Below are 21700 nucleotides of genomic sequence, written 5' to 3' on the forward strand. Positions count from 1 at the left end.
TTTCCAATCAGGAGAAACAAAATGTTTTGCATGATATTCTGGAATATTTTCCACAGGATTCTGCAGATTTCTCTCTCAAATTTATAGTCGCTGTAACTATTTTCTGTTCAGGATCATAGGAATGTGCCGCCTGCGGCGGGAGGTTGCTTTGTTTTTAGCTTGCAGTTTTTTCTTTATGGAAATGAGGATTAGCAATGATTTTTTCGCTCAGATAAAATGGAGTTATGCACTGCTTTGTTTTTTTACAATTATATAGTCTATTTAGTACCCAATAGCAAAAAGAATGATATGTAATTCCTTTGTGCAAGGGATATATGATTAAGTGTGCATTCTGGAATTCATGAAGAGAATAGTCAGTTTGCTGGCAGCGGTGGTACTTTCCCTATATACCTTCTATTCAACATGCTGGTACACAGCCTCCTCTTTTTTTAATATGGCCGTACCCTTTGTTTTCGTGACTTTGTCGGGATATGCCCTGCTGATCTACGTTCTGTCCAGAAAAGTATCCAAAAAATCATAATAACGGAGTGGAGTTTGTGAGAAAAACGAAAATAAGCATACTCTGTCTGTTATGCCTGGCAGTATTGCTGCTGTTCTCTTCATATCTACCTCTGGCATCTGCAAATACAGAGTGTCCTTGTGATGACCTTGATGATTTTATTGAATGGGTAGATGAAGGTAGTATCAGTGTTCAGTGGGGTCAGGTTGAAACCGTTGCTATCAATGGTGAGGTTTATACATTCAGAGCTGATGATTTTGATGAGGATTTGAATGCTGCTCTAATTTCCATCGAACGTGATGGAATTGTGCGCAAAGAGTTCCTTTTCCTAACTGGATCATCTGACAGAAGATGGCTTGAGTGGGATAATGAAGTAGCAGTTGTTATTGCTGATATAACTCTTGATGGCTATAAGACTCCATCTGTAAAACTGGAATTGTATTCTCGTGGCCGTCCTTCACTTGAAATTGAATTTGAGGCAAGTGAAGAAACAGTTCAGGGTGTTGATGTTTCTTCTGAACAGTATGCTCCTGGAGAGGAAAAGCAGATTGATGTTACTATAAAAAACACAGGTGATGCCTGGATCGAGAATGTTATTCTTGAGATCGATACTGGTGAAATGAGGGTACGTTCAAGAGGGGAATTTGAATACAGGGATGGAATCCTAAAGGAAAATCTGGGTTGCCTTGCAGTAGATGATAGCATTGAGATGAATTTTACAGTGGTGGCTCCTGAGTGGGATGGTAAGACTTCTCCTTATGATATTTATTATAATATCTATGCAATAGTAACCGGTTATGATATTAAAGAAGAAAGTCATGAATTCAATGGCTCTTTGAATCTGAACTGCACTGACCCTGAACTAAAAGTAGTAACTGAGCTTGTGAACGAAGAAATAAACATGAGCACCTGGTACGTAAAACAGCTTGATAAAAGTACCAGTACTACCGGATCAATTGATTATGAGATATGGGGTGCAGACGAATATTCTTTCTTGAGGACTCATGTTTACAATATGGGTCTTTATGCAATTGATAATATGGATGTTCAGTTTTCTGTGATTCCTGAGGATATTGCTATATCTGATATATATGAGTCTGGTGATTATTCTTCCATGGATACGGATGGCCAGTATTATTTAGGTCAGAAACTGGTACCTATAGCTCCGGGAACATACACTTTTGACAAAGCAGTGGTGACAGCCAGTTTCTTTGGAGAAAATTATTCATGGGAGTCAGCTTCACATACTCTTAAGGTTCACGGTCCTCATATTGTAGTTAATAAGAAGCTGACAAAAACTGATTCTGACTATACTGTCTCTCTTGACCTTTCAAACGACGGTGACCGCGCAGCCTGGATTAATCTGACCGATACTATTCCTGATGATGTAAATTATGTGAGTGGGAGTCTGGAAAAAAGTCTGGAAGGAAGCGATCTGCCTCTAAGTGAATGGGATCTCATTACAATGGTGGTGAATGGTACGCAAATGGTTTCTGTCAAAGGTGTGTTGCTTCCTCCCGGCTCAACACTTTCCATGTCATATGATTTCTCTTCAGAGCAGTTGCCTGATCTTCCGGCTGCTGTTTGTGAGTTCAAGTCTATATGGGATTATGGGGGTGAAGCTCAATCTTCCTATTATGTAGATGGTGCTGAGGTAAAACAGTACTGGAAGCCTATGAATGGTGGGTGGGTTACAGAGTCTAATATCACTGAGAATGTAGTGGTGCCTGTTGTTGTTGAGTCTGAACCTGAACTTATCGACGTTTCAGAAGAAACCTCAGATGATGACTTTTATTCCACAGATGATGAACTACCTGATACTTCTGATGTTGTTCTGGAAGTAGAAACCGAATCATCAACTTCATTCTTATCAAAGATTCTCTCTCCGGTCAGCAGTATCTTTGATAAGGTGCAGCAATTTGTAGGCAATACTTTTGGTGGTGTCCTTAGTGGTATTGCTTCTATTTTAGGTATTGCTGAAAGTGCTGCTGTAGATGCTGTGGAAAATTATCTATATGCAGTTGTTATAGGAATAGCACTTGTCGTATTCCTTGTAGTATACACTTTGATATCCAAATGATTTCTTTTCTTTACATATTCCAAATATTTTATTTATTCAATATACGATTACTTGTTTTTGTATAGGTTTCTATTTTCTTCCTAAAACACAAGTACACTGGTGCATGGAACTCTTTATTAATTCATTCTTTTTGAATAATAAAATATAGTTCTCGACCTTTTATTTAAATAGAATTATTTGATGTATATGCACCGGTATATAGAGATATTGGAATTCTATATTGATAATTGTACTATATACATTACTTGTAGAAGCATTATATATCCTCACTCCAATTAGGTGCCAGAGCGATTAAAACCCGCTCTGAATAGGAACATAAAAAAATAAATTGGTGTACGATAAATATGTTTAAGAAACTTTTCAACGATGAAGCTGGTGTCTCACCTATCGTTGCTACCCTTGTATTAGTAGTAGTAGCAATCGCAGGCGCAGCAGCTGTAGGAACCATCATGGGTTCATTCTCAAGTGACGTATCTGATCAGGCAAGCGCAGGTCAGGCAAGCGATGCCGCCTCAACAGTGCTCCGTATTGCAGGAAGTACAACTGTAACTCCAGTAGCAGAACTCCTCGCAGAGGACTACATGGCCGCAAATCCAGGTGTTAGAGTAGATGTTCAGGAAGGCGGTTCCGATGCAGGTATCTCCGCTGCAAAGAACGACCTTGTTGACATCGGTATGGCTTCCAAACCAGTCAGCACAGTTGACTACCCAGAAATCGAGACCTACACAATCGGATACAGTGCAGTAGTAGTTATTGCAAACAGCAACCTCATAGCAACCCCAATGAACTTCACCGCAGATAGCCTTAACTCCCTTTACGCCAGTGCAGGTACCGACGGTGCAGTTTCCATCACCACCACCGGTAACCTCACAAATGCATCATCAGGTGGTACAGCTGCAGTAGTATACCAGAGAGCAGAGGGCAGTGGAACTGAAGAAACCTTCGCAAAATTCCTCGGTGACTCCACATACGACTTTGCAAGTGACAAAGATGTTGACCACTCAAAAGCAAAGGGCGCAACCGGTAATGCTGGTGTACTCGCTGCTGTAAAGGCTGACCCAAAGGGTATTGGTTTTGTTGACTATGGATTTGCAAAGGATGTATCAGGAATTACAATCCTTACACCATACGGCTACGATGCAGTAACAGAATCCAACATCAAGGATGCACTCAAAGGCGATGACACAGCATATCCAAACAGTCAGAGCAGCCCATACGGCCTTACCAGACCACTCAACTTCCTTACACACGGTACTCCAAGCTCACTCGAACAGTCATTCATTGACTTCGCAATGAACCCTGGAAACATGGACCGCTTCACAGAAGTTGGATACTACGCAAGGACCCAGATCGACTACTAAATACAATTCTGATTTGTGTCTCTGACACAAATCTTTTTAACTTTTCTGGAAATAGCATGAAAACGGATATAAGATCTGCCATTGCACAGATTGTTTTTACTGCATGTGGCATTATAACTGCAATTACTGTTTTGTACTTGATTGGATTTATTTTCTATATGGCTTTCCCGGTCTTAAAAAGTCAGGGAACATATTTTATCGTGGGTGACGTCTGGAATTACACGAATGGTATCTATGGTGCAAAGATATTCATTATCGGGACTCTGGCGGTAACCTTTGTAACTATTATTCTGGCATTTCCTCTGGGGATTTTTACTTCCATTTTCCTTGCGGAATTTGCTCCTGAGAAACTCGCATATGTACTTCGCTCTCTGGTAGAATTGCTTGTGGGCATCCCTTCTGTTGTATATGGTATCTTCGGTTTTGTAGTACTAAGCAAATTTATGATGAATCATGTAAAACCGTTAATAAGCGGAACTCTGGGTTTCATTCCAATATTCTATGACACCCAGCCGAGTTCAGGGGATGGCGTGCTGCTGGCTTCCATGGTGCTTGCAGTGATGATCTTGCCTACGATTGTGGCATTATCTGAGAACGCCATAAGGTCAGTACCCGCTGCATACAGGGAAGCATCGTATGCTGTTGGGGCTACCCACTGGGAAACGGTCCGGAAGGTCGTTATCCCTTCGGCATCGGGGGGTATAATGGCATCATTGGTGCTTGGCACAATGCGTGCTATGGGTGAGACCATGGCTGTTGTAATGCTGCTTGGGAACAGCGCAGGCATTCCTACTTCTATTTTCAGTTCAGGTTATGCCATGACCTCAAAAATTCTGAATGATGCCGGTGAAAGGATGGCGAACGCGGAACACATGAGTGCCCTGTTTGCAATAGCTGCGGTGCTCTTTTTAATCGAGATATTATTTGTCTTTGCTGCAAGGAAATTGGAGGCAAGATTTTGAAACCCCGAATTCTCAAGGAACAGTTCTTCAAATTTATCAGTTATCTGGCCGGTGCCACTACAGTTCTTATTCTGATAGTTATCCTGGGCCAGATATTTATGGCGGGTTTGCCAAGTTTGAATTTTCAATTTATAGTAACACCCGAATCCGAAGCAAAAGGTCTCGGTGGTGGTATTGCTAATGGTATTGCCGGTACGATATTGCTATCGTTTTTCTCCACAATTCTTGCAACTCCAATCGCAGTTGGAACGTCAATCTATCTTAAAAAGTATGCAAAAGAAGGAAGGATGGTAAGAACTCTCAGGTTCATGATAGATGTGCTTTCAGGGACCCCCTCCATAGTACTTGCTATATTTGGATTAATGGTCCTTGTTATCTATATGCGATATCTTACTGGAGGCTTTTCCTTGATCGCAGGTAGTATAGGTCTGGCAATACTCATATTGCCGGTTATTGAAAGGTCTGCTGAAGAGGCTATTGAGACCGTTCCCCATGAACTGGAAGAAGCAAGTTATGCTCTGGGAGCCAACAAATGGGATACTATTAGGCTGATAACGATTCCATATTCCATGACCGGAATAATCACAGGTGTGGTTTTAGGTTTGGGAAGAGCTGCAGAAGAGTCTGCAGTTGTGATTCTCACCGCCGGGAATTCACAATTTATGCCAATGTACAAAGTAGTTCCAGATGCGAGATTTATTTTTGGTGTTCAGGTATATCCTCTTCAGTTTCCTGTTGGTTCTCTTCCTCTTCTAATTTATAAATCCTATCAGTCTCCTCATCTGATACCCATATCCGAAGGTTTTGGAGCCGCCTTTGTTTTAATAATGATTGTTATGCTTATAAATCTGACAACAAAATTGCTTCTCTGGAGGCGCAGAATTGGCTAAACTTCAACTGCGTTCAAGATTCAGTAAAAAAAGACCATCATCTGTATCAGTTGAAACAGCAGATGATATTGAAGTTGAAGCTGATGCAGAATATGTTTCAGATCAGACAGTTGAAATTATCGGATCGGCAGATGATGAGGATTTTTCCGATAAGGGACATATCAGTGAAGAGGAGATTCTTTCTCTTTCAGATGAACTGGATGAGCTTGAAATCATAGATAATCAGGAAATACCCGGAGATGCCTTCCTTAATCCTGAAGAAGACATTAGTGATCTCTCTTTACAGCCAGAGCTTGTTATTATTGTCGAGGAACCTGAAGTATCTGTTTCAGATGACAAAGTCAAGAAAAAGAATAAATTAAGTTTCAAAATTGGCAAAAAGGAAAAGAAGCCAAAAAAATCCTCCAATAAAGATAGTCTGACAACTACCGGAGAAGAGGGTGACGAACAAAAATCAAAACCTGCAAAAAAGAAATCCAAATTCAATCTTGATTTTAACCTGAATTTTGGAAAGAAAAAGAAAATCACCCAAGAAAACGAAAATAACGATGATATCACGTCCGAAGACAAACAGGAACAAGAACCAACCGAAGAATCACCTGTTTCTTTGCTTCTCAAAAAGATAGAACAGATAATAACCCCAAAACCTGAAAATATCGATGAGATGGAATTCATCGTTGGCGACATCTCTGTTCCTGCCCCCGGAGTTCCACAAAAAGAAGTAAGCATCACCTATGAAGTTACTCCCAGGTTCCAGTATGTCCATATTGAATTTACCGGTGAGTCGCTTCTATATAGTTGTCTTGAGCCTCCGCTAAGTGAAACTGAAAGAGAGGCCCTGTTCATCATACAGAATGCTTTTGACAAAATGGCACACTCTGAGATTCTTCTAGTAGAAGAGGAAGACCGTGCCGAAGCTCTCAGGGACAGGTTCGATCTAATTATAGATATCTATCGCCTGAAGCTCACTGAAACCCAGAAAGACAAGTTCTTCTATTATCTTCATAAAAAATACATGGGTTTTGACAGGATGGACCTTCTGATGAAGGATCCATATATAGAAGATATCACCTGTAACGGTCCATATACACCTCTTTATGTCAATCACAGGGTATACGGTTCAGTTGCAACGGATGTTGTCTATGAAGAGATTGAGCTCAACAACTTCGTCATGAGGATGGCGCAGGCGGCTGGAAGACATATTTCCGTACTTGAGCCTATCAGGGATGCAACACTTGTGGATGGAAGTCGTGCAAACCTCACACTTGGAAAAGAGGTCACAAAAAGAGGTTCCACATTCACCATCAGGCGTTTCAGATCCAATCCGGTCTCCTGCATCGACCTGATGAACTATAAGACCTATGATTCAACTGTCCTTGCATATTTCTGGCTCATGGTGGAATACAAACGTTCAGTACTTGCAGCCGGAGGAACAGCTTCAGGAAAGACGACTACTTTGAATGCTTTAGGAGCATTCATTCCGCCGGAATACAAGATAGTATCCATTGAGGATACTGCCGAAATGAACCTCATGCATCCTAACTGGACACAATCTATCACAAGAGCCGGTTTTGGTGGTGGTGAAGGTGGTAAATCCGCAGGTGATATCGAACTTTTCGATCTCCTTAAAGCCGCTTTGAGACAGAGACCTGAATACATCGTGGTTGGTGAGGTTCGTGGTGCTGAAGCAGGTACGCTTTTCCAGGCTATCTCAGTAGGTCACCCATGCATGGGAACAATCCACGCAGGTTCTATACAGGAATTGCTCTCCAGGGTTGAATCCGAACCTATGAACGTGCCAAGGAACCTTTTTGCCAGCGTTGATATGGTTATATTCAATTCCATGATCAAGGTGGGTGAACACTTTCTCAGGCGTGCGCTCAGGATTGTTGAGATAGTGGAGCTTGATCCTGAACGTGGTGACCTCGTTACCAATCCTGTATTCAAATGGAACCCTATTACGGACGAATATGAGTTCAGTGGCAGCAGTGCCATGTTCGATGATATCAATGAAGAGTTCGGCATCGATCAGAGTGAACTTGTAAGTGAAATGGACCTCAGGGCGAGATATCTGGAAGGACTTGCACGCGATGGCATCACAGAATATGAAGAAGTTGCAAGGGCCATAAGAAGATACTCACGGCAAAAAGACGAAATGCTGGAGATGACTCATTAAATGGTCAAAACCCAGGATGTAGATGTCCATCAGGTTTTCAATGATGGAAGTACTAACAAGTATATTGAAAAATATAAGATGTTCTGTTATGTCTTTGGTAAGCACATAGATAAAAAACCACAGGATGATATTGCCAAATCACTTTACCAGGCAGACATGGTACTTACTCCTGGTATGTTTATGTCTCTGGCATTGGTTACTGCCGGTCTGTCTGCAGGAATTATTTTTATTTTATCTGTCCTGCTTTTTAGAAGTTCATCATCTCCTCTTGTCTACATATCCGTACTGACATTTCTCACGTTCGGCCTTACAGTGAGTGGGTTCCCGTTCATGCTTTACAACAAGGTATCCAATAAGAACATGAACATAGAGCAGGAACTGCCTTTCACCCTTGGTTATATGACTATTCTTGCAAGTTCAGGTTCTTCTCCCATGGATGTCATAAGGAAAGTTGCAATCGAGGACTATGGTGACGTTTCGGTTGAATTTGGCAAAGTAATGTACCGTGTGGATGTGCTTGGTGAGGATGGTGTCAGTGCCATGAACCACCTTATACGCAACACGTCTTCTGAATCTCTAAGAGCCATTTGCATTGATCTTGCTAATGCAATGCAGTCCGGTGGAGGACTACGAACTTATCTGGAAATGAAATCCAGGGAACTAATGGATATGAGGCGTAAAATGCAGCAGGAGTTCGTTGATTCTCTTGGTGTGTATGGTGAAGGATACCTGAGTGGTGTTGTCATGAGTGTTGTACTTGTAGTCCTGATGATCGTGGTCACAAGTGCTCTTGGAATTGATCTGGGACCTTTTACGGCCAAACAGATGTTCCAGTTCTTTGTTTACTTCATGTTGCCTTTCATAAACATTGTTTTCCTGATCTTGTTATGGATGAAATATTCAAGGAGTACTCTATGAATATTGAAAAATATCGTCTGACAGCGCAGCGTTATGTTCAGATGCTGACTATACGTTATGATATCAAACGTGAATATCTCACATTAGGGATACCTGTCTTCATTGCGTTAATGATCGTGGCTCTGGCAATATTTACCGGTCATTCATTTGTCACAGATGAAGCTGCAGTCGGAGGTGCTGCAGTCAGTGATGAGGCTGCTGCAAAGCAGGCAGCTTACGAGCAACTTGTAGCTGAAATGGAAGCGGCAGAAGCTGCAGATAGAGGCGAGGTGATAGCAACTGAAGAACCAGTTGCAGAACCTGAAACTGAAAAAGATAAACCAAAAGATGATCTTGATCACATTATGGTTTTTGCTGTACTTGTGGCCATTATTCCGTATTCTATTGATTCGTTCATAGAAAAGCGAAATCTGCAAAAAAGGGAAGTTGCTTTCAGTGAATTCCTGTACAAACTTTCAGAATTAATGAGAGGTGGTATTGATCCCGTAAAAGGTTTTATCAATCTCTCCAAGACCAATCTTGGGGCTATCAGCAGTCATGCTCAGGATGCAGCGTCATCAATGGTGCTTGGTAAATCCTTTGATGAATCTATGCACAGGATGTCAGATTCAATGAAAAGTCGTCTTGTTTCCAGGTATATAGATGTAGTCGTGCAGGCTGCATATACTGGAGGTAATGTGGCTGACCTGTTGTTCCGGACTTCCGAGGACATGAGGTCTGTGATTGCCATCCAGAGGGAAAAAGAGGCAAACCTGAAGCAATATATTGTCATTTTCTACCTTGCACAAGGTATCATTATAATGCTGACCTACATACTTTCAACATCCCTGTTGCCTCTTATTCAGGGTGTGGGAATGGAAATGCTAGGAGGTGCAGGTCTTTCGGATATAGACTTTGAGCGTGGTTTTTTCCATATGATCATACTCAATGCTCTATTTGGCGGACTTATAGTCGGACAGATCACAGAGGGTGAGATCAAACACGGATTCAAGCATTCTGCTATATTGATTGCATTAAGTTATGTTGCATGTGTAACATTGCTGCTTCCGGCAGGTGTAGGCAGCACATACATGGTAACGGTAGCCTCCGGTGATGCACAGGAGGTTATGGGTGGTATTCCACTGCAGCAGCCTATTATATTCAATGTAACCGATGCAGATGGTAATCCTGCTGCCGGTACGTTTGTCAAAATGACGATCACACCTACTGGAGTGATTACAAGTTCTATGACAAAGGATGATGGGACAGTCACTGTGTCTCCAGTCCCTGGTTCAAATGCAGGTACTTATGTCGTAACAGCGACAGCAGGTGAATCGAAGGGTACAGCAACAATAATTGTGAATGGAGGAGGAGATTAAACCCCTCCTATTTTATTTTAAAATATAAAAAAAATGTAATAAGCTCGAATTAACCGACTCTTTCTCTCATATCCATTGTAATTCCCTGACTGGTCACATTGTAAGCGATCATCTTATTCAGGGGAATGCTGCCTTTCATTTTTGGAATATTGATGTATCTGTTAATTTTGCCAGCCATGTACTCGGTCCTGAACTGGATAACACCATCAACCATGGAGCGGATTATCTTCTCGGCTCTTTCAGGGAGTATACCCATATCTGCTGAAAGCAGGAATGTGATGTTCTCTTTCCTGCTGATACTGATAAGTGCTTCTATGGTCTCGGATATAACTTCTGTGTCTTCATGAACGAATAGTGCGGCAAACATGTCAATGATGCAGACATCAGCTTCACTGATATTGTGCAGCAGTGATCCGTTATTCTCTCCGTGAAGCCTGCTGTAAAGCCTGTGGCGTTTGTAACACATGTCCAGTAAGGCAATATGATCTGAAAAATTGCCAATGGCTGTAAAAAGCTCAGGTTTTGTCAGAGAATCGAATTTGTTCATTTCATCTTTCAGATCGTTTTCTGAATTTCTGGTAGATATATAGAAAACTTTTTTTCCAGATTTAAGAGCATCAGAAGTGATCTTGTGGAAAAAGACACTTTTTACATCTCCTATGTCTTCTTCTACCAATAGTACCACATTGGAAGGTACGTTTTTTAAACCAAAGCTAGTCAGCACCATCAAAACCCTAAAAGTAATCATTGCTTAAATGGTTTTGGAATAAATTATCAAAATCAATAGACTATTGGGTTCTATATATATTACAGAAACAAAGTATATAATCGGTAATACACTTCTCATCAAAGATGGCTGGCAACGATATGAAAGCATTTTTGAACGACAACCGTGGTGTCACTGTTATATTTGGCACTTTATTGCTGATACTGATCACAATAATTGCTGCTTCCAGCGTTGCTTACATGATATCCACAACCCAGAAACAGGCTATGGATCTGGAAAGCCATCAGAATTCAGTTGAGAATGAGAACCTGAAAATAGTTTCCATTGATCCACATGGGGATGGTTCTAACTGGGAATCCATTGACCTGAAAATACTTAATCTGAATATTGAAGATTCCTACATCTCAGCAATACGAATAAATGACGGATATTTCCTATATTACCGGTCTTATGAAGACGACTCATCTGAAACTTTTGATACTTACAAAGGATACCCGGCTGTTTACAATGCAAACCACAGGCTGAAGATCCCTGCTACAAAGAGCAAAACTGTCCACCTCAATTTTTCAGATATTTATGTTCAGGGAACTGAAACCATAGACACTTCTGCATGGACGAATAATAGTCTTGATTTTACATATTCCCTCAAAAAACATCCATGGGATGCTTATGGTGAATATGCATACAATTTAAATCTCACCTATGTAAATGGAACAAACTGCATTGAAACTGGCAATATTACAATGGATGATGAAAACCGACAAATCACATTCCTTGGTAATGTTTCAGGTGGAAATCTTACCAATACATCAGATTACAATCTCACATATTCATTAAATTTCAAGTCATATCCTGGTATATCACCTTCTGAAAGAGATCCTGTCAGGGTCGAACTTATTACCTCATACATCAATGTTTTCAGGGAAGTATTTACACCTCCAACGCCGGTGGCAGCAGTACAGTTCAAAGTTGAATATCTGCAAGACGGAAATGGTACCCAGAGTCCGAATAGCTACCTTATATTAGATGCTTCTGACTCCATAGATATTGATGGTTTCATTACCAGCTATAAATGGGCCATCTGGAAGGATTCAGGTAACGGAACAGCAACTCTCTATGACTATAACCTCCAGGGAATGGTTGTAAGGCCAAATGGCATTGATCCGTATAACGATCATAATGTGACCATCGATCTCATGCTAACCGATGACGATGGCATGACCTCCAGACTAAGCCAGGTTTCGGGTAATCTGACAATTCTTTAATATTTTGTTTACATCTATATATTAAAAGGAAGGATTTACATAGCAGACAAAAGAAAGATCCAGTTAACAGGTGGCTCTACTTATATTGTTTCTCTTCCTATTGAGTGGGTAAGAGAAGGCGGACTCACAGCCGGTGACACTGTGCTTCTCACAGTAAGGCCGGACAGATCACTGCTTATTAGCTCTGACCAGAGTAATGTGAAAAAGAATGTCCGGTTAAAAGTCGATATGATCGCATCTGAGGATCAGGAAGAGAATTTCAGGTTGCTTGTTGCTAATTATCTTGTAGGTTATGATATAATCAGGATCCTTTCTCCCCGGGGATTTTCGGCTGCAGAGCGTAAGTATCTGAAAGAATCTGCCCGCAGACGCCTTATAGGTATTGAAATTGTAGAGGAAACAAGGACAGAGATAATACTCCAGAACCTGCTGAATTTCCAGGATATTTCCTTTGAAAAGTCTCTCCAGAGTATGTACCGTATCATTTTTTCCATGATGGAGGATTCTATTGTGGCATTAAGGGAAGCTGATGTGGAACTTGCAAAGGATATCATTCACAGGGATAATGATGTTGATAAGTTCTATCTTTTAAGTGTCAGGCAAATAAAAGCAGCTCTGGATGATTCTACACTTGCCGGCAAGATAGGTATAAAAGACACAAAAGACTGTCTTGGTTATCGCTTAATCGTAAAGCTCATGGAACGTATTGGTGATCATGTCCAGGGTATCTCCCAAAGTGTGATCCAGATGGACGGTGAAAAAGGTGACAACGATGACATTATTGAAATGGGTCTTCTTTCCCAGAAACTTTTCCAGGATTCTTTTAATTCGATAATGAGCATTGACACTGACCTTGCAAATCATGTGATGCGGACTTCCAAGATATCAATTGCTCTTGGAAATAAGATAATCCAGAAGTCTGAGCACAGTGAAAAAACTTATTGCCTTTCAGGTGAGCGCCAGAGAAAAATAATCGAGAGCTTCCAGCGTATCTCAGAATACAGTGCTGATATAGCTGAAATGGTCATCAATATGAAAGCTACCCACATCAAGCAAACTTTATCAGAAGAAGCCCAGGCACTCGAACAGGCTTGATCTTACAGTAATTACCATAAGATTGTTGATGACAAGCACAAGTCCGAAAATACTTACTCCTGTCCTTGAAAGGTTCCATAGTTTTCTGGCATATGAATGAACTGATGCTTTTGTAGAGCAATAGTTCCAGTAGATAACTGCCAGTATCATAATTTTTACAATTAGCAGCGACCAGATTCCATGGGTTTCCATTAAGCCGGAAAGAATGCCATTTTCCTCAAATCCGTATCCGTTGCTCAGGGCATGGAATGTTGTGAGAAAATCTCCAATTATATAAAGCAGTATAATGAATCTGGCCTCATGCAGGAAGTCGTATATCGCTTCTGTGTTGAACAATCCTTTGCTGTGTGTATTGATATTATCAGGAAGCATACTTTCTTAGAAGCTTGCTCATTTATATTGGTGGAATGTAGTTATTTTGGAAAGTTATGTTCATATATTTCTTAAATAAAAATAAATATAATTAGAATATATATTATCTCTCAAAATCATTTGTTTCTATATATCTTCAGATGCATGTTTGTCATTCAAAATACAAAAAACCAGAATAAACCTGTAACTGAAAGAGAGATAAGAAATTAAAGAAAAAAGGGAAGAAAAAGGTTGAATATCAGATATTCAGTTTGCTCATCCTTTCCACAGCTTCATTGATCCTGTCAACGGAGCGTGTAAGTGCAAATCTGATATAACCTTCACCGTAAGTTCCAAAACCGACACCAGGTGTTGCTACTATTCCTGCTTCCTCAAGAAGCAGTTTTGCAAATCCCATTGAGTCATAGCCGTCAGGAACAGGAGCCCATACGTAGAATGTTGCCTTTGGAGGCTTTACGTCAAGTCCAAGTTCATGGAGTCCCTTAAGGAGTGCATCTCTTCTTTCTTCATATATGGTGTTCATGTCAGCAACACACTGCTGTGAACTGGAAAGAGCAGTAATGCCTGCCATCTGGATAGCATCGAAAGCTCCAGAATCAACGTTAGACTTTACTTTGCCTACGCCTGAGATTATATCCTTGTTACCCACAGCGAATGCAAGTCTCCATCCTGTCATGTTATATGTCTTTGAAAGTGAGTAAAGTTCAATTCCTACATCCATTGCACCGTCAACGCTCAGGAAACTTGGTGATTTGTAGCCGTCGTAGGTCATTTCAGAATATGCATTGTCATGGATAACAACAATGTCATTATCCTTTGCAAACTGAACAACTTCTTCAAAGAACTTCTTATCAGCGATTGCTGATGTAGGGTTGTTCGGATAGTTAAGGAACATCAACTTTGCTTTTTCAAGCTTGTCCTTTGGTATTGCATCAAGGTCAGGAAGGAAGTTATTTTCTTCCAGTAAAGGCATGATGCAAGGCTCTCCACCTGCAAACTCTGTTCCTATTTTGTATACAGGATATGCCGGATCAGGACAGAGCGCAACATCTCCAGGATTGATAAATGCCAGTGGTATGTGTGCGATTCCTTCCTTTGAGCCGATCATGGTGAGTACCTGAGAAGCAGGGTCAAGTTCAAGTCCTCTACTTTCTTTGCACCAGTCTGCAGCTGCTTTCCTAAAGCTCATCATTCCTGTGTAGGATGGATATGTGTGTGTTTCCGGATTGCGCACAGCTTCACACATAGATTCTACTATATGTGCGGGTGTTGGCTGGTCAGGGTCACCAACTCCGAGATCTATAACATCTACTCCCTTAGCTCTGATCGCTGCCTTGGACGCATCTATTGTCGCAAATAAGTATGGAGGCAATGAGTTAATCCTGTCAGAATACATTTGTTCACCTGTAAGTTCAAGCATGTTTTAGCCTAATGGCATCTTAGGCACCCCATTTATGATCCACATCTATTTAATATGATGGTATTAGGTAAAGCCCTTTCTCATTTTAGTGAGAGTTCCAACACAACAAAATCTATTAATACCAAAAATATACTATATAATTATATATTACTCAACAGTCATGTGGTGCGGACAATTAGCGATGATGAAAAACTGTGCACACTGGAAAAAAGAGAACGGGAGCTCGAATGCATTTACCGTATCTCTGACCTCTTTGATTTGCATGTGCCTATTGAATCTCTGTTAAAAGGAATTCTTCAAAGATTACCGGATGCTTTTTTATATCCTGAATTTGCAGAAGCCTGCGCAATTCTGGACGGTAATGAGTATCATACCGAAGGTTATGAAAAGCACAGAAATTCACTATCAAGCGAGATACTAGTCCATGGAGCTAAAGCTGGCATGTTACGTGTTTCCTATAAAAAAGAGCTTCCTTTTCAAGATATAGGTCCTTTTCTGCATAGTGAGCAAAAGTTACTGAACATGATAACCGCACGTCTTTGCAAGGTAATAGAAAGGAAACAAGTTGAAGCAGCCTTACTCGATTCTGAAAAGAGGTACAGACTAATATTTGATGCATCTCCACTTGGTATCTTTGTTGACTGCAAAGGAACCATAACTCACTGCAACAGGAGTTTTATGAATATTTTCCATATTCAGAAAGCAGATGTAATAGGCTCGGAAATCTTTGATTTTGTTAATGATGATTCACTGAACAGATTACTGGCAGGCTCTTTGTCAGATCAGCGTTCATTCTATGAGAACGAGTATTCTGCAAGGATCTCTGGTAATGAGAAACATTTAAGGTCTTATTATGTGCCTCTTAGAGGAAGAGAGAACATTATAGAAGGCGGTATCTGCCTTATAGCGGATATTACCGCCAACAAGAATTTTGAAGAAGAACTGGAAAACCAGAAAGAGCTTCTTACAAGCACTTTCAATGCCCTTCAGGATCTTATAATTGTGGTAGACCGTGATATGAGGATTGTCACCAGTAACTGGAAAGGAGATATAATTGAACCTCAGCATCCGGATAATCTACATCCGCAGGTACGTGAATCCTTAGGTCCTACTTTAATGCCATGTGACCCCTGTCCTATTAAAGAAGTGTTCTCTACCGGCTCAATGAATGAATTTGAACACACAGATCTCACTGATAACAGGGTAAGGGATTTCAGGATATTTCCGGTATATGATACCAAAGGTGACGTGATGATGACTGTAAGCCACATTCGTGACATCACCGAACGTAAAGAAACGGAAGAGGCTCTAAAGAGATCAACTGCCGAGTTGGAACATGCTTATGAGGAATTGAAATCGCTTGACAAGGTCAAGGATGAGTTCCTTTCCAACCTGAGGCATGAGCTAAACACTCCACTCACATCTATTAAAGGATTCAGTGAGCTCCTTTATGATGGTACTCTTGGTGAATTGAATGAGGATCAGATGAGGGCCATTGAACGTGTGGTTGTAAAAACGCGTAAATTACAAGATCTTATTAATTCATTACTGTTTGTGAGCACCAATCAGAATGGTGATGTGAAATATAACTTCGAGCAGATAGATCTTGTTTCAACATTAAATATGGTTTTGAATATTTCAACTGACTCTATCAAAGAGAAAAACCTGTCAATTATGACCGATTTAGCCTTTGATTCCTGTTTTATTGATGGTGACAGGACTTACCTGCCACAGGTTTTCCATAACTTGATTGACAATGCTGTTAAGTTCACTCCCAAAGGCGGCAATATAACTATATATGCATCAGTAGAAGATAATACAGTGAACATTGTCATAGGTGACACAGGTATTGGTATTTCAGAAGAGGATATACCTGATCTTTTCACAAAGTTCTATCAGATAGATAGTTCTTCAACCCGCAATTATGGTGGAAATGGCCTTGGTCTCTATATTAGTAAAGTAATAGTAGAGAGTCATAACGGGAAAATATGGATAGAAAGTGAGGAAGGGACAGGAACCGATGTTCACATATCCCTTCCACTAAAGCAGAAATATCAGTTCTCTGCTACTTCAAGGTCGCCTTCATTATCTGCTGAAAGACCTGTGCTCAGATAATTCTCATTTTCCGGCAGTTCCAGGTTGAAACCATCACAACTGTCAATTTCAATTGTACCGGAAGTTATTGTATAATCCAGTATGTGTCCTCCGGCTGTCCTGTCTGCTGTAATGAAATGCAGGTGGTATCCAGGGACATTTATGCCGTAAACAAATTCAGGCATCCAGTATCCTACAATAGTTCCTGAAGTATTATTGAACTCAAATACAGACTGGTCCCTGGTCACATCAACAAGTCTTGGATATGGTTTTTCCTGGGCAGCTACACTGCGTGTTTTCATGTATGAGAAATTTCCTGTAACCTTAATAGCATACATCAGGTTCTGGCTTGGAAGCATGTCTTCAATATATGATGCCATTTCCTGGTTGCTCATCTCTGTGTTTGTGTTGTTCTCAATATCCGCTTCAAAGAATGTGACTGCTGCGAATGGTGAAGTTTCCGTATCCTCAACTTCGTATGCATTACCATCGGCTTTCACCTGATAGATAACACCATCAAGTTCCAGCATTTCTCCGTTAAGGTCGTCAAATGTGCCAAGACCAAAATCACCTTTCTCTTTTAGTTCTCCGCAAGTTATTTCACCATCATATACTCCCTCAAGAAGTGCATTGATAACTGAGAACTGGTAGATAGTATCAATCTGCGTTTCTGTGCTGACAATATGATTTTCTCCGCTTGCTTCATTGGCAGTTGTATCTTCTGTTTGTTCAGTGATGCATCCTGTTCCAAGAATGGATAGTAAAGCTACAAATAAAAGAATGTAAAAGTTTATTTTTTTCATTTTGATTCCTCCCAACCGGTAATCTATAGTTGAATAAAGTAGCAGGCTTCATAGTAGTTGCCTGAAAAAGTGTATGTGAAAAAAGGAAGATCCTGCAGGCAATTATGCTGCTGCAGTCTCTGTTATGATGTTCTCAAGGTTAAGGAGAATAAGTAACCTGTCTTCCATCTTACCGACACCTTTCAGGTAATCGGCATTGATCTTTTGTGTGATTATTTCAGGTGTGTGTTCTATGTTAGAACCTTTCAGGCGAATGACCTCGCTTACAGAGTCAACAACAAGTCCGATTATTGTTCCTTCAATGTCAACAACTACGATCCTTGATTCGTCTGTCATTTCTGTCTCTTTCATTCCAAAACGCCTGTCAAGATCCATTACTACAATGATCTTTCCACGAAGGTTGATAACGCCTTTAATGTAATCAGGGGATCGTGGTATTCTTGTAATGTCCGGCATGCGGATAATTTCCTGAACCTGCATGATATTGACACCGAACTCTTCAACACCTAAGTTGAAAATAACAAGCTGATGAAGTTCATCGTCAATATTGTTAGCGTAACTTTCACTCACATTAGCCATAGTCTTACCTCAATGAAAACGAAATTGTATTAGCACAAATACATCTCGTAGATAATTATTATGGCAAATATTATATTGCAGTTAGTATAAATAACTTCTCTTAATCTCTTGTATATTATTTCATAGCATATCCCGGTCAGCAACTTTCAAAAAACCGATTCTTATTTAAGTATTTAGACCAATACCACGCTAAAAATCAGGATTACTTTTAGTTTTTAGTTATATTTCACAATCACGAGGGTTCACATGAGCGATATTTTAAGGAGAGGACGTTTATCTTCAACACCTGATGAGGATATGCTCAATTTTACATCATCAATGTCTGCTGACAAATGGATATTTGAGGCAGATGTCCTTGTGGATATGGCCCACACGGTCATGTTGCATGAACAGGGAATAATTAAAGAGAACGATTGCAGCAGCATCCTTGCAGGCCTACTGAAGATCAGGGAAGAAGGTATTGAAAAGCTTGACCACAGTTATGAGGATATCCATATCTCACTGGAGTCAAGGCTTATAGATATGGTAGGCGAGGACACAGGAGGCAGAATGCACTCCGGTCGCTCCCGTAATGATGAAGTTGCAACCTGTATACGCATAAGGCTCAGGGATGAACTTCTTTCTTTAATGGAAGAGCTTTCAGGTCTTAGAAACACACTACTCGAGCGTGCATCAGAGAATACCGAAACCCTCATGCCAGGATTCACACACCTGCAACATGCACAGCCAACCACTTTTGCACACCACCTTGTTGCACATTCAGATGCTATCGGCAGGGATATTGAGCGTGTAATCAGTGCATTCTCAAGGGTGAACAAGTCTCCTCTTGGATCAGCAGCTTTTGCATCAACAGGATTTGATCTCAACCGTGAAAGGACATGTTCACTGCTTGGATTTGATGCTCTTCTTGGAAATTCAATGGATGCTGTAAGCACCCGTGACTTTTTGATTGAATCAGCATCCGTGATGTCTAATATCATGGTGAACCTCAGTAAGATGGCAGAGGAAATCATCATCTGGTCAACTTCCGAATTCTCCTTTGTTGAACTTGATGATATGTATGCATCCACATCATCGATTATGCCACAGAAGAAGAACCCGGATTCTGCTGAACTTGTAAGGGGCAAGGCGGGTACTGTAATCGGCTCACTCATGGCTCTGCTTTCTCTCTGCAAAGCTCTTCCTTTAAGTTACAACCGTGACCTTCAGGAGGCAACACCTAATATGTGGCGTTCTGTTGAAACCACAAGAAGTGCTGTCCGTATCACAAAAGGTATGATAGCTACCATGAAAATCAACACTGAAAGCATGGCTGAAAAGTCAGTTCTTGGATTTACAACAGCAACAGAACTTGCAGACACAATGGTAAGAGCTGGTGGAATTCCATTCAGGACAGCCCATCAGATAGTCGGTGTACTGGCGAGGGGAGATGGAAATCCTACACTCGCTGATGTTGATGCAGTAGCAAAAGATGTAATCGGGGAAACTTTGAGCAGTCGGGGTCTTACAGAGAAAATGGTAAAGGAAGCCCTCGATCCTGTTCTTAACATCAACAGGCGTTCAATCACAGGTGGTCCAGCACCTTCAGAAATGGAAAAGGCAATAAAGAGCCGTCTTGAAGAACTTGAAGGCACAAGGGCAAGCATCTCAGAGCTGAATGTCGGTATTGAGGAATCATTGAAGGTTCTTTACGGAATTGTTGAAAAGTATACAGGAAACAAGGCTTAGACATTTATTTACGATTAACTTATCACATTGAATAGCAATGAATACTTAGACTTAGACTTACAGGTAATCAAGTGATGATTATGGATTATGAAGAGGGCGACAGAGTAAAGGTCGAGAAGTCCGGTGTGGAATATGAAGGCATTGTGATGCCAAGTACAACCGGTCATATTATTATAAAGATGGTCAGCGGATACAATGCAGGTATTGAACCTGAGGGTGCCACTGTTACTATAGTACAGAAAAAATCAGATATGGAAGCTTCAGCAAAGAAAGCAGTAAAAGCTGAAATAAAGCCAAAAAAAGGTCTTCCAAAGGTTTCCATCCTTTCAACCGGAGGAACAATTGCCAGTAAAATAGACTACAGAACAGGTGCTGTAACTTCCCAGTTCTCTGCAGATGATATCCTGCAGGCAATTCCTGAACTTACTGAGATCGCAAATTTCAGTGGAAAGGCTATCTACAACATCCTTTCCGAGAACATGAAAGCAGACTACTGGCAGGAGCTTTCAAGGGCTGTTGTTGAAGAGATCAAGAACGGTGCTGATGGTATTATCATTGCCCACGGAACAGACACTATGATGTACACTGCTTCTGCATTGTCATTTATGGTTGACACTCCTGTACCTATCGTGTTTGTAGGTTCCCAGAGAAGTGCTGACAGGCCAAGCAGTGACAATGCCATGAACGCGATTTGTGCTGCAAAGGTTGCTGTAAGTGATATTGCTGAAGTTACCGTTGTTATGCACAGCGAGTCATCAGACGATAAGTGTTCGATCCACCGTGCAACCAAGGTACGCAAGATGCACACATCCAGAAGAGATGCTTTCAGGTCAATTAACTCTGAACCAATAGGATATGTTGAGTATTCCACCGGGGATATAACAACCGGTCTTTCCTACATAAAGAGGAATGAAAGGGAACTGACACTTATGGATTCAATCGAACCAAAATGCGCCCTTGTGAAATTCACACCAGGTTCAAGTCCTGATATTCTTGGTTACTTCATCGATGCAGGCTACAAAGGCATCGTCATCGAGGGAACAGGTCTTGGTCATGTATCTACAGACTGGATTCCACAGATAGAGAGAGCAACATCACAGAAAATCCCTGTGATAGTCACTTCCCAGTGTCTTAATGGCAGGATTTGTGACAGGGTATATGACACAGGCAGGGACATCTTAAAAGCCGGAGCAATTGAAGGCGAGGATATGCTTCCTGAGGTTGCACTTGTTAAGATGATGTGGACTCTTGGTCAGATACAGGATTATGATGATGCAGTTGATATCCTTAAACAGGATATCAGGTGCGAGATTAATGAGAGGAGCCTTGAGTGAGTAGCACTCAATGTTTTTCTGTAAGTTAAATCAGGCATT

At 40.9% G+C, this 21700-nt stretch carries 17 protein-coding genes; 12 read left to right on the forward strand and 5 right to left on the reverse strand.

All coding sequences use genetic code 11. The features are described from left to right. Positions 1-536: 536 nt before the first annotated feature. The 7 genes from RE474_RS12635 to RE474_RS12665 all read left to right on the forward strand — a co-directional run bounded on the left by RE474_RS12635 (position 537) and on the right by RE474_RS12665 (position 10244). The gene (locus tag RE474_RS12635; protein WP_309310719.1) at positions 537-2579 is read left to right on the forward strand and encodes a hypothetical protein; all 2043 of its coding nucleotides are present in this window, start codon (positions 537-539) and stop codon (positions 2577-2579) included. 344 nt (positions 2580-2923) lie between these two features. Next, positions 2924-3940 carry a substrate-binding domain-containing protein gene (locus RE474_RS12640; protein ID WP_309310720.1) on the forward strand — a complete coding sequence of 339 codons (1017 nt, stop codon included), beginning with the start codon at positions 2924-2926 and terminating at the stop codon, positions 3938-3940. Between the two features lie 56 nt (positions 3941-3996). Then, positions 3997-4902, forward strand: a complete 906-nt coding sequence (gene pstC, locus RE474_RS12645) for a phosphate ABC transporter permease subunit PstC (RefSeq protein WP_309310721.1) — start codon at positions 3997-3999, stop codon at positions 4900-4902. Continuing rightward, the gene (gene pstA, locus RE474_RS12650) at positions 4899-5792 is read left to right on the forward strand and encodes a phosphate ABC transporter permease PstA (protein ID WP_309310723.1); all 894 of its coding nucleotides are present in this window, start codon (positions 4899-4901) and stop codon (positions 5790-5792) included. Before pstC ends, pstA begins: the two co-directional genes overlap by 4 nt. Further along, positions 5785-7968, forward strand: a complete 2184-nt coding sequence (locus RE474_RS12655; protein WP_309310724.1) for a type II/IV secretion system ATPase subunit — start codon at positions 5785-5787, stop codon at positions 7966-7968. Before pstA ends, RE474_RS12655 begins: the two co-directional genes overlap by 8 nt. Continuing rightward, positions 7969-8886, forward strand: coding sequence for a type II secretion system F family protein (locus tag RE474_RS12660; RefSeq protein WP_309310725.1), 918 nt, complete (start codon positions 7969-7971; stop codon positions 8884-8886). It abuts the gene before it with no gap. Then, the gene (locus tag RE474_RS12665) at positions 8883-10244 is read left to right on the forward strand and encodes a type II secretion system F family protein (RefSeq protein ID WP_309310726.1); all 1362 of its coding nucleotides are present in this window, start codon (positions 8883-8885) and stop codon (positions 10242-10244) included. Before RE474_RS12660 ends, RE474_RS12665 begins: the two co-directional genes overlap by 4 nt. A 49-nt stretch (positions 10245-10293) precedes the next feature. On the opposite strand, the gene RE474_RS12670 is transcribed toward RE474_RS12665, so the two are convergent. Then, complete coding sequence (locus tag RE474_RS12670) at positions 10294-10971, reverse strand: RAD55 family ATPase (protein ID WP_309310727.1); 678 nt, start codon at positions 10969-10971, stop codon at positions 10294-10296. A 125-nt stretch (positions 10972-11096) separates the two neighbouring features. Between RE474_RS12670 and RE474_RS12675 the strand changes: the two genes are divergently transcribed. After that, complete coding sequence (locus RE474_RS12675) at positions 11097-12236, forward strand: archaellin/type IV pilin N-terminal domain-containing protein (protein WP_309310728.1); 1140 nt, start codon at positions 11097-11099, stop codon at positions 12234-12236. A gap of 99 nt (positions 12237-12335) precedes the next feature. Further along, complete coding sequence (locus RE474_RS12680; RefSeq protein ID WP_309312256.1) at positions 12336-13331, forward strand: PhoU domain-containing protein; 996 nt, start codon at positions 12336-12338, stop codon at positions 13329-13331. Here the strand turns inward: RE474_RS12680 and RE474_RS12685 are convergent. Beyond that, positions 13299-13703: a DUF5658 family protein gene (locus tag RE474_RS12685; protein ID WP_309310729.1), complete on the reverse strand. Its 405-nt coding sequence runs from the start codon at positions 13701-13703 to the stop codon at positions 13299-13301. The two genes, RE474_RS12680 and RE474_RS12685, sit on opposite strands and share 33 nt — an antisense overlap. A gap of 238 nt (positions 13704-13941) precedes the next feature. Beyond that, positions 13942-15099, reverse strand: a complete 1158-nt coding sequence (locus RE474_RS12690; protein WP_309310730.1) for an LL-diaminopimelate aminotransferase — start codon at positions 15097-15099, stop codon at positions 13942-13944. Between the two features lie 186 nt (positions 15100-15285). Here RE474_RS12690 and RE474_RS12695 point away from each other — a divergent pair, with 186 nt between their 5' ends. Beyond that, complete coding sequence (locus RE474_RS12695) at positions 15286-17238, forward strand: ATP-binding protein (RefSeq protein WP_309310731.1); 1953 nt, start codon at positions 15286-15288, stop codon at positions 17236-17238. On the opposite strand, the gene budA is transcribed toward RE474_RS12695, so the two are convergent. Both budA and RE474_RS12705 read right to left on the reverse strand, forming a co-directional pair. Beyond that, the gene (budA, locus tag RE474_RS12700) at positions 17178-18020 is read right to left on the reverse strand and encodes an acetolactate decarboxylase (protein WP_309310732.1); all 843 of its coding nucleotides are present in this window, start codon (positions 18018-18020) and stop codon (positions 17178-17180) included. The two genes, RE474_RS12695 and budA, sit on opposite strands and share 61 nt — an antisense overlap. A gap of 102 nt (positions 18021-18122) precedes the next feature. Next, positions 18123-18599: a chemotaxis protein CheW gene (locus tag RE474_RS12705; protein WP_309310733.1), complete on the reverse strand. Its 477-nt coding sequence runs from the start codon at positions 18597-18599 to the stop codon at positions 18123-18125. Between the two features lie 246 nt (positions 18600-18845). Between RE474_RS12705 and argH the strand changes: the two genes are divergently transcribed. Together argH and gatD are read left to right on the forward strand one after the other, a co-directional pair. Beyond that, positions 18846-20327, forward strand: coding sequence for an argininosuccinate lyase (gene argH, locus RE474_RS12710; protein WP_309310734.1), 1482 nt, complete (start codon positions 18846-18848; stop codon positions 20325-20327). 80 nt (positions 20328-20407) lie between these two features. Further along, complete coding sequence (gatD, locus tag RE474_RS12715) at positions 20408-21661, forward strand: Glu-tRNA(Gln) amidotransferase subunit GatD (RefSeq protein WP_309310735.1); 1254 nt, start codon at positions 20408-20410, stop codon at positions 21659-21661. The last annotated feature ends 39 nt before the right edge of the window (positions 21662-21700 follow it).

Origin of the sequence: Methanolobus sediminis (assembly GCF_031312595.1) — an archaeon.
Taxonomy (GTDB): domain Archaea; phylum Halobacteriota; class Methanosarcinia; order Methanosarcinales; family Methanosarcinaceae; genus Methanolobus; species Methanolobus sediminis.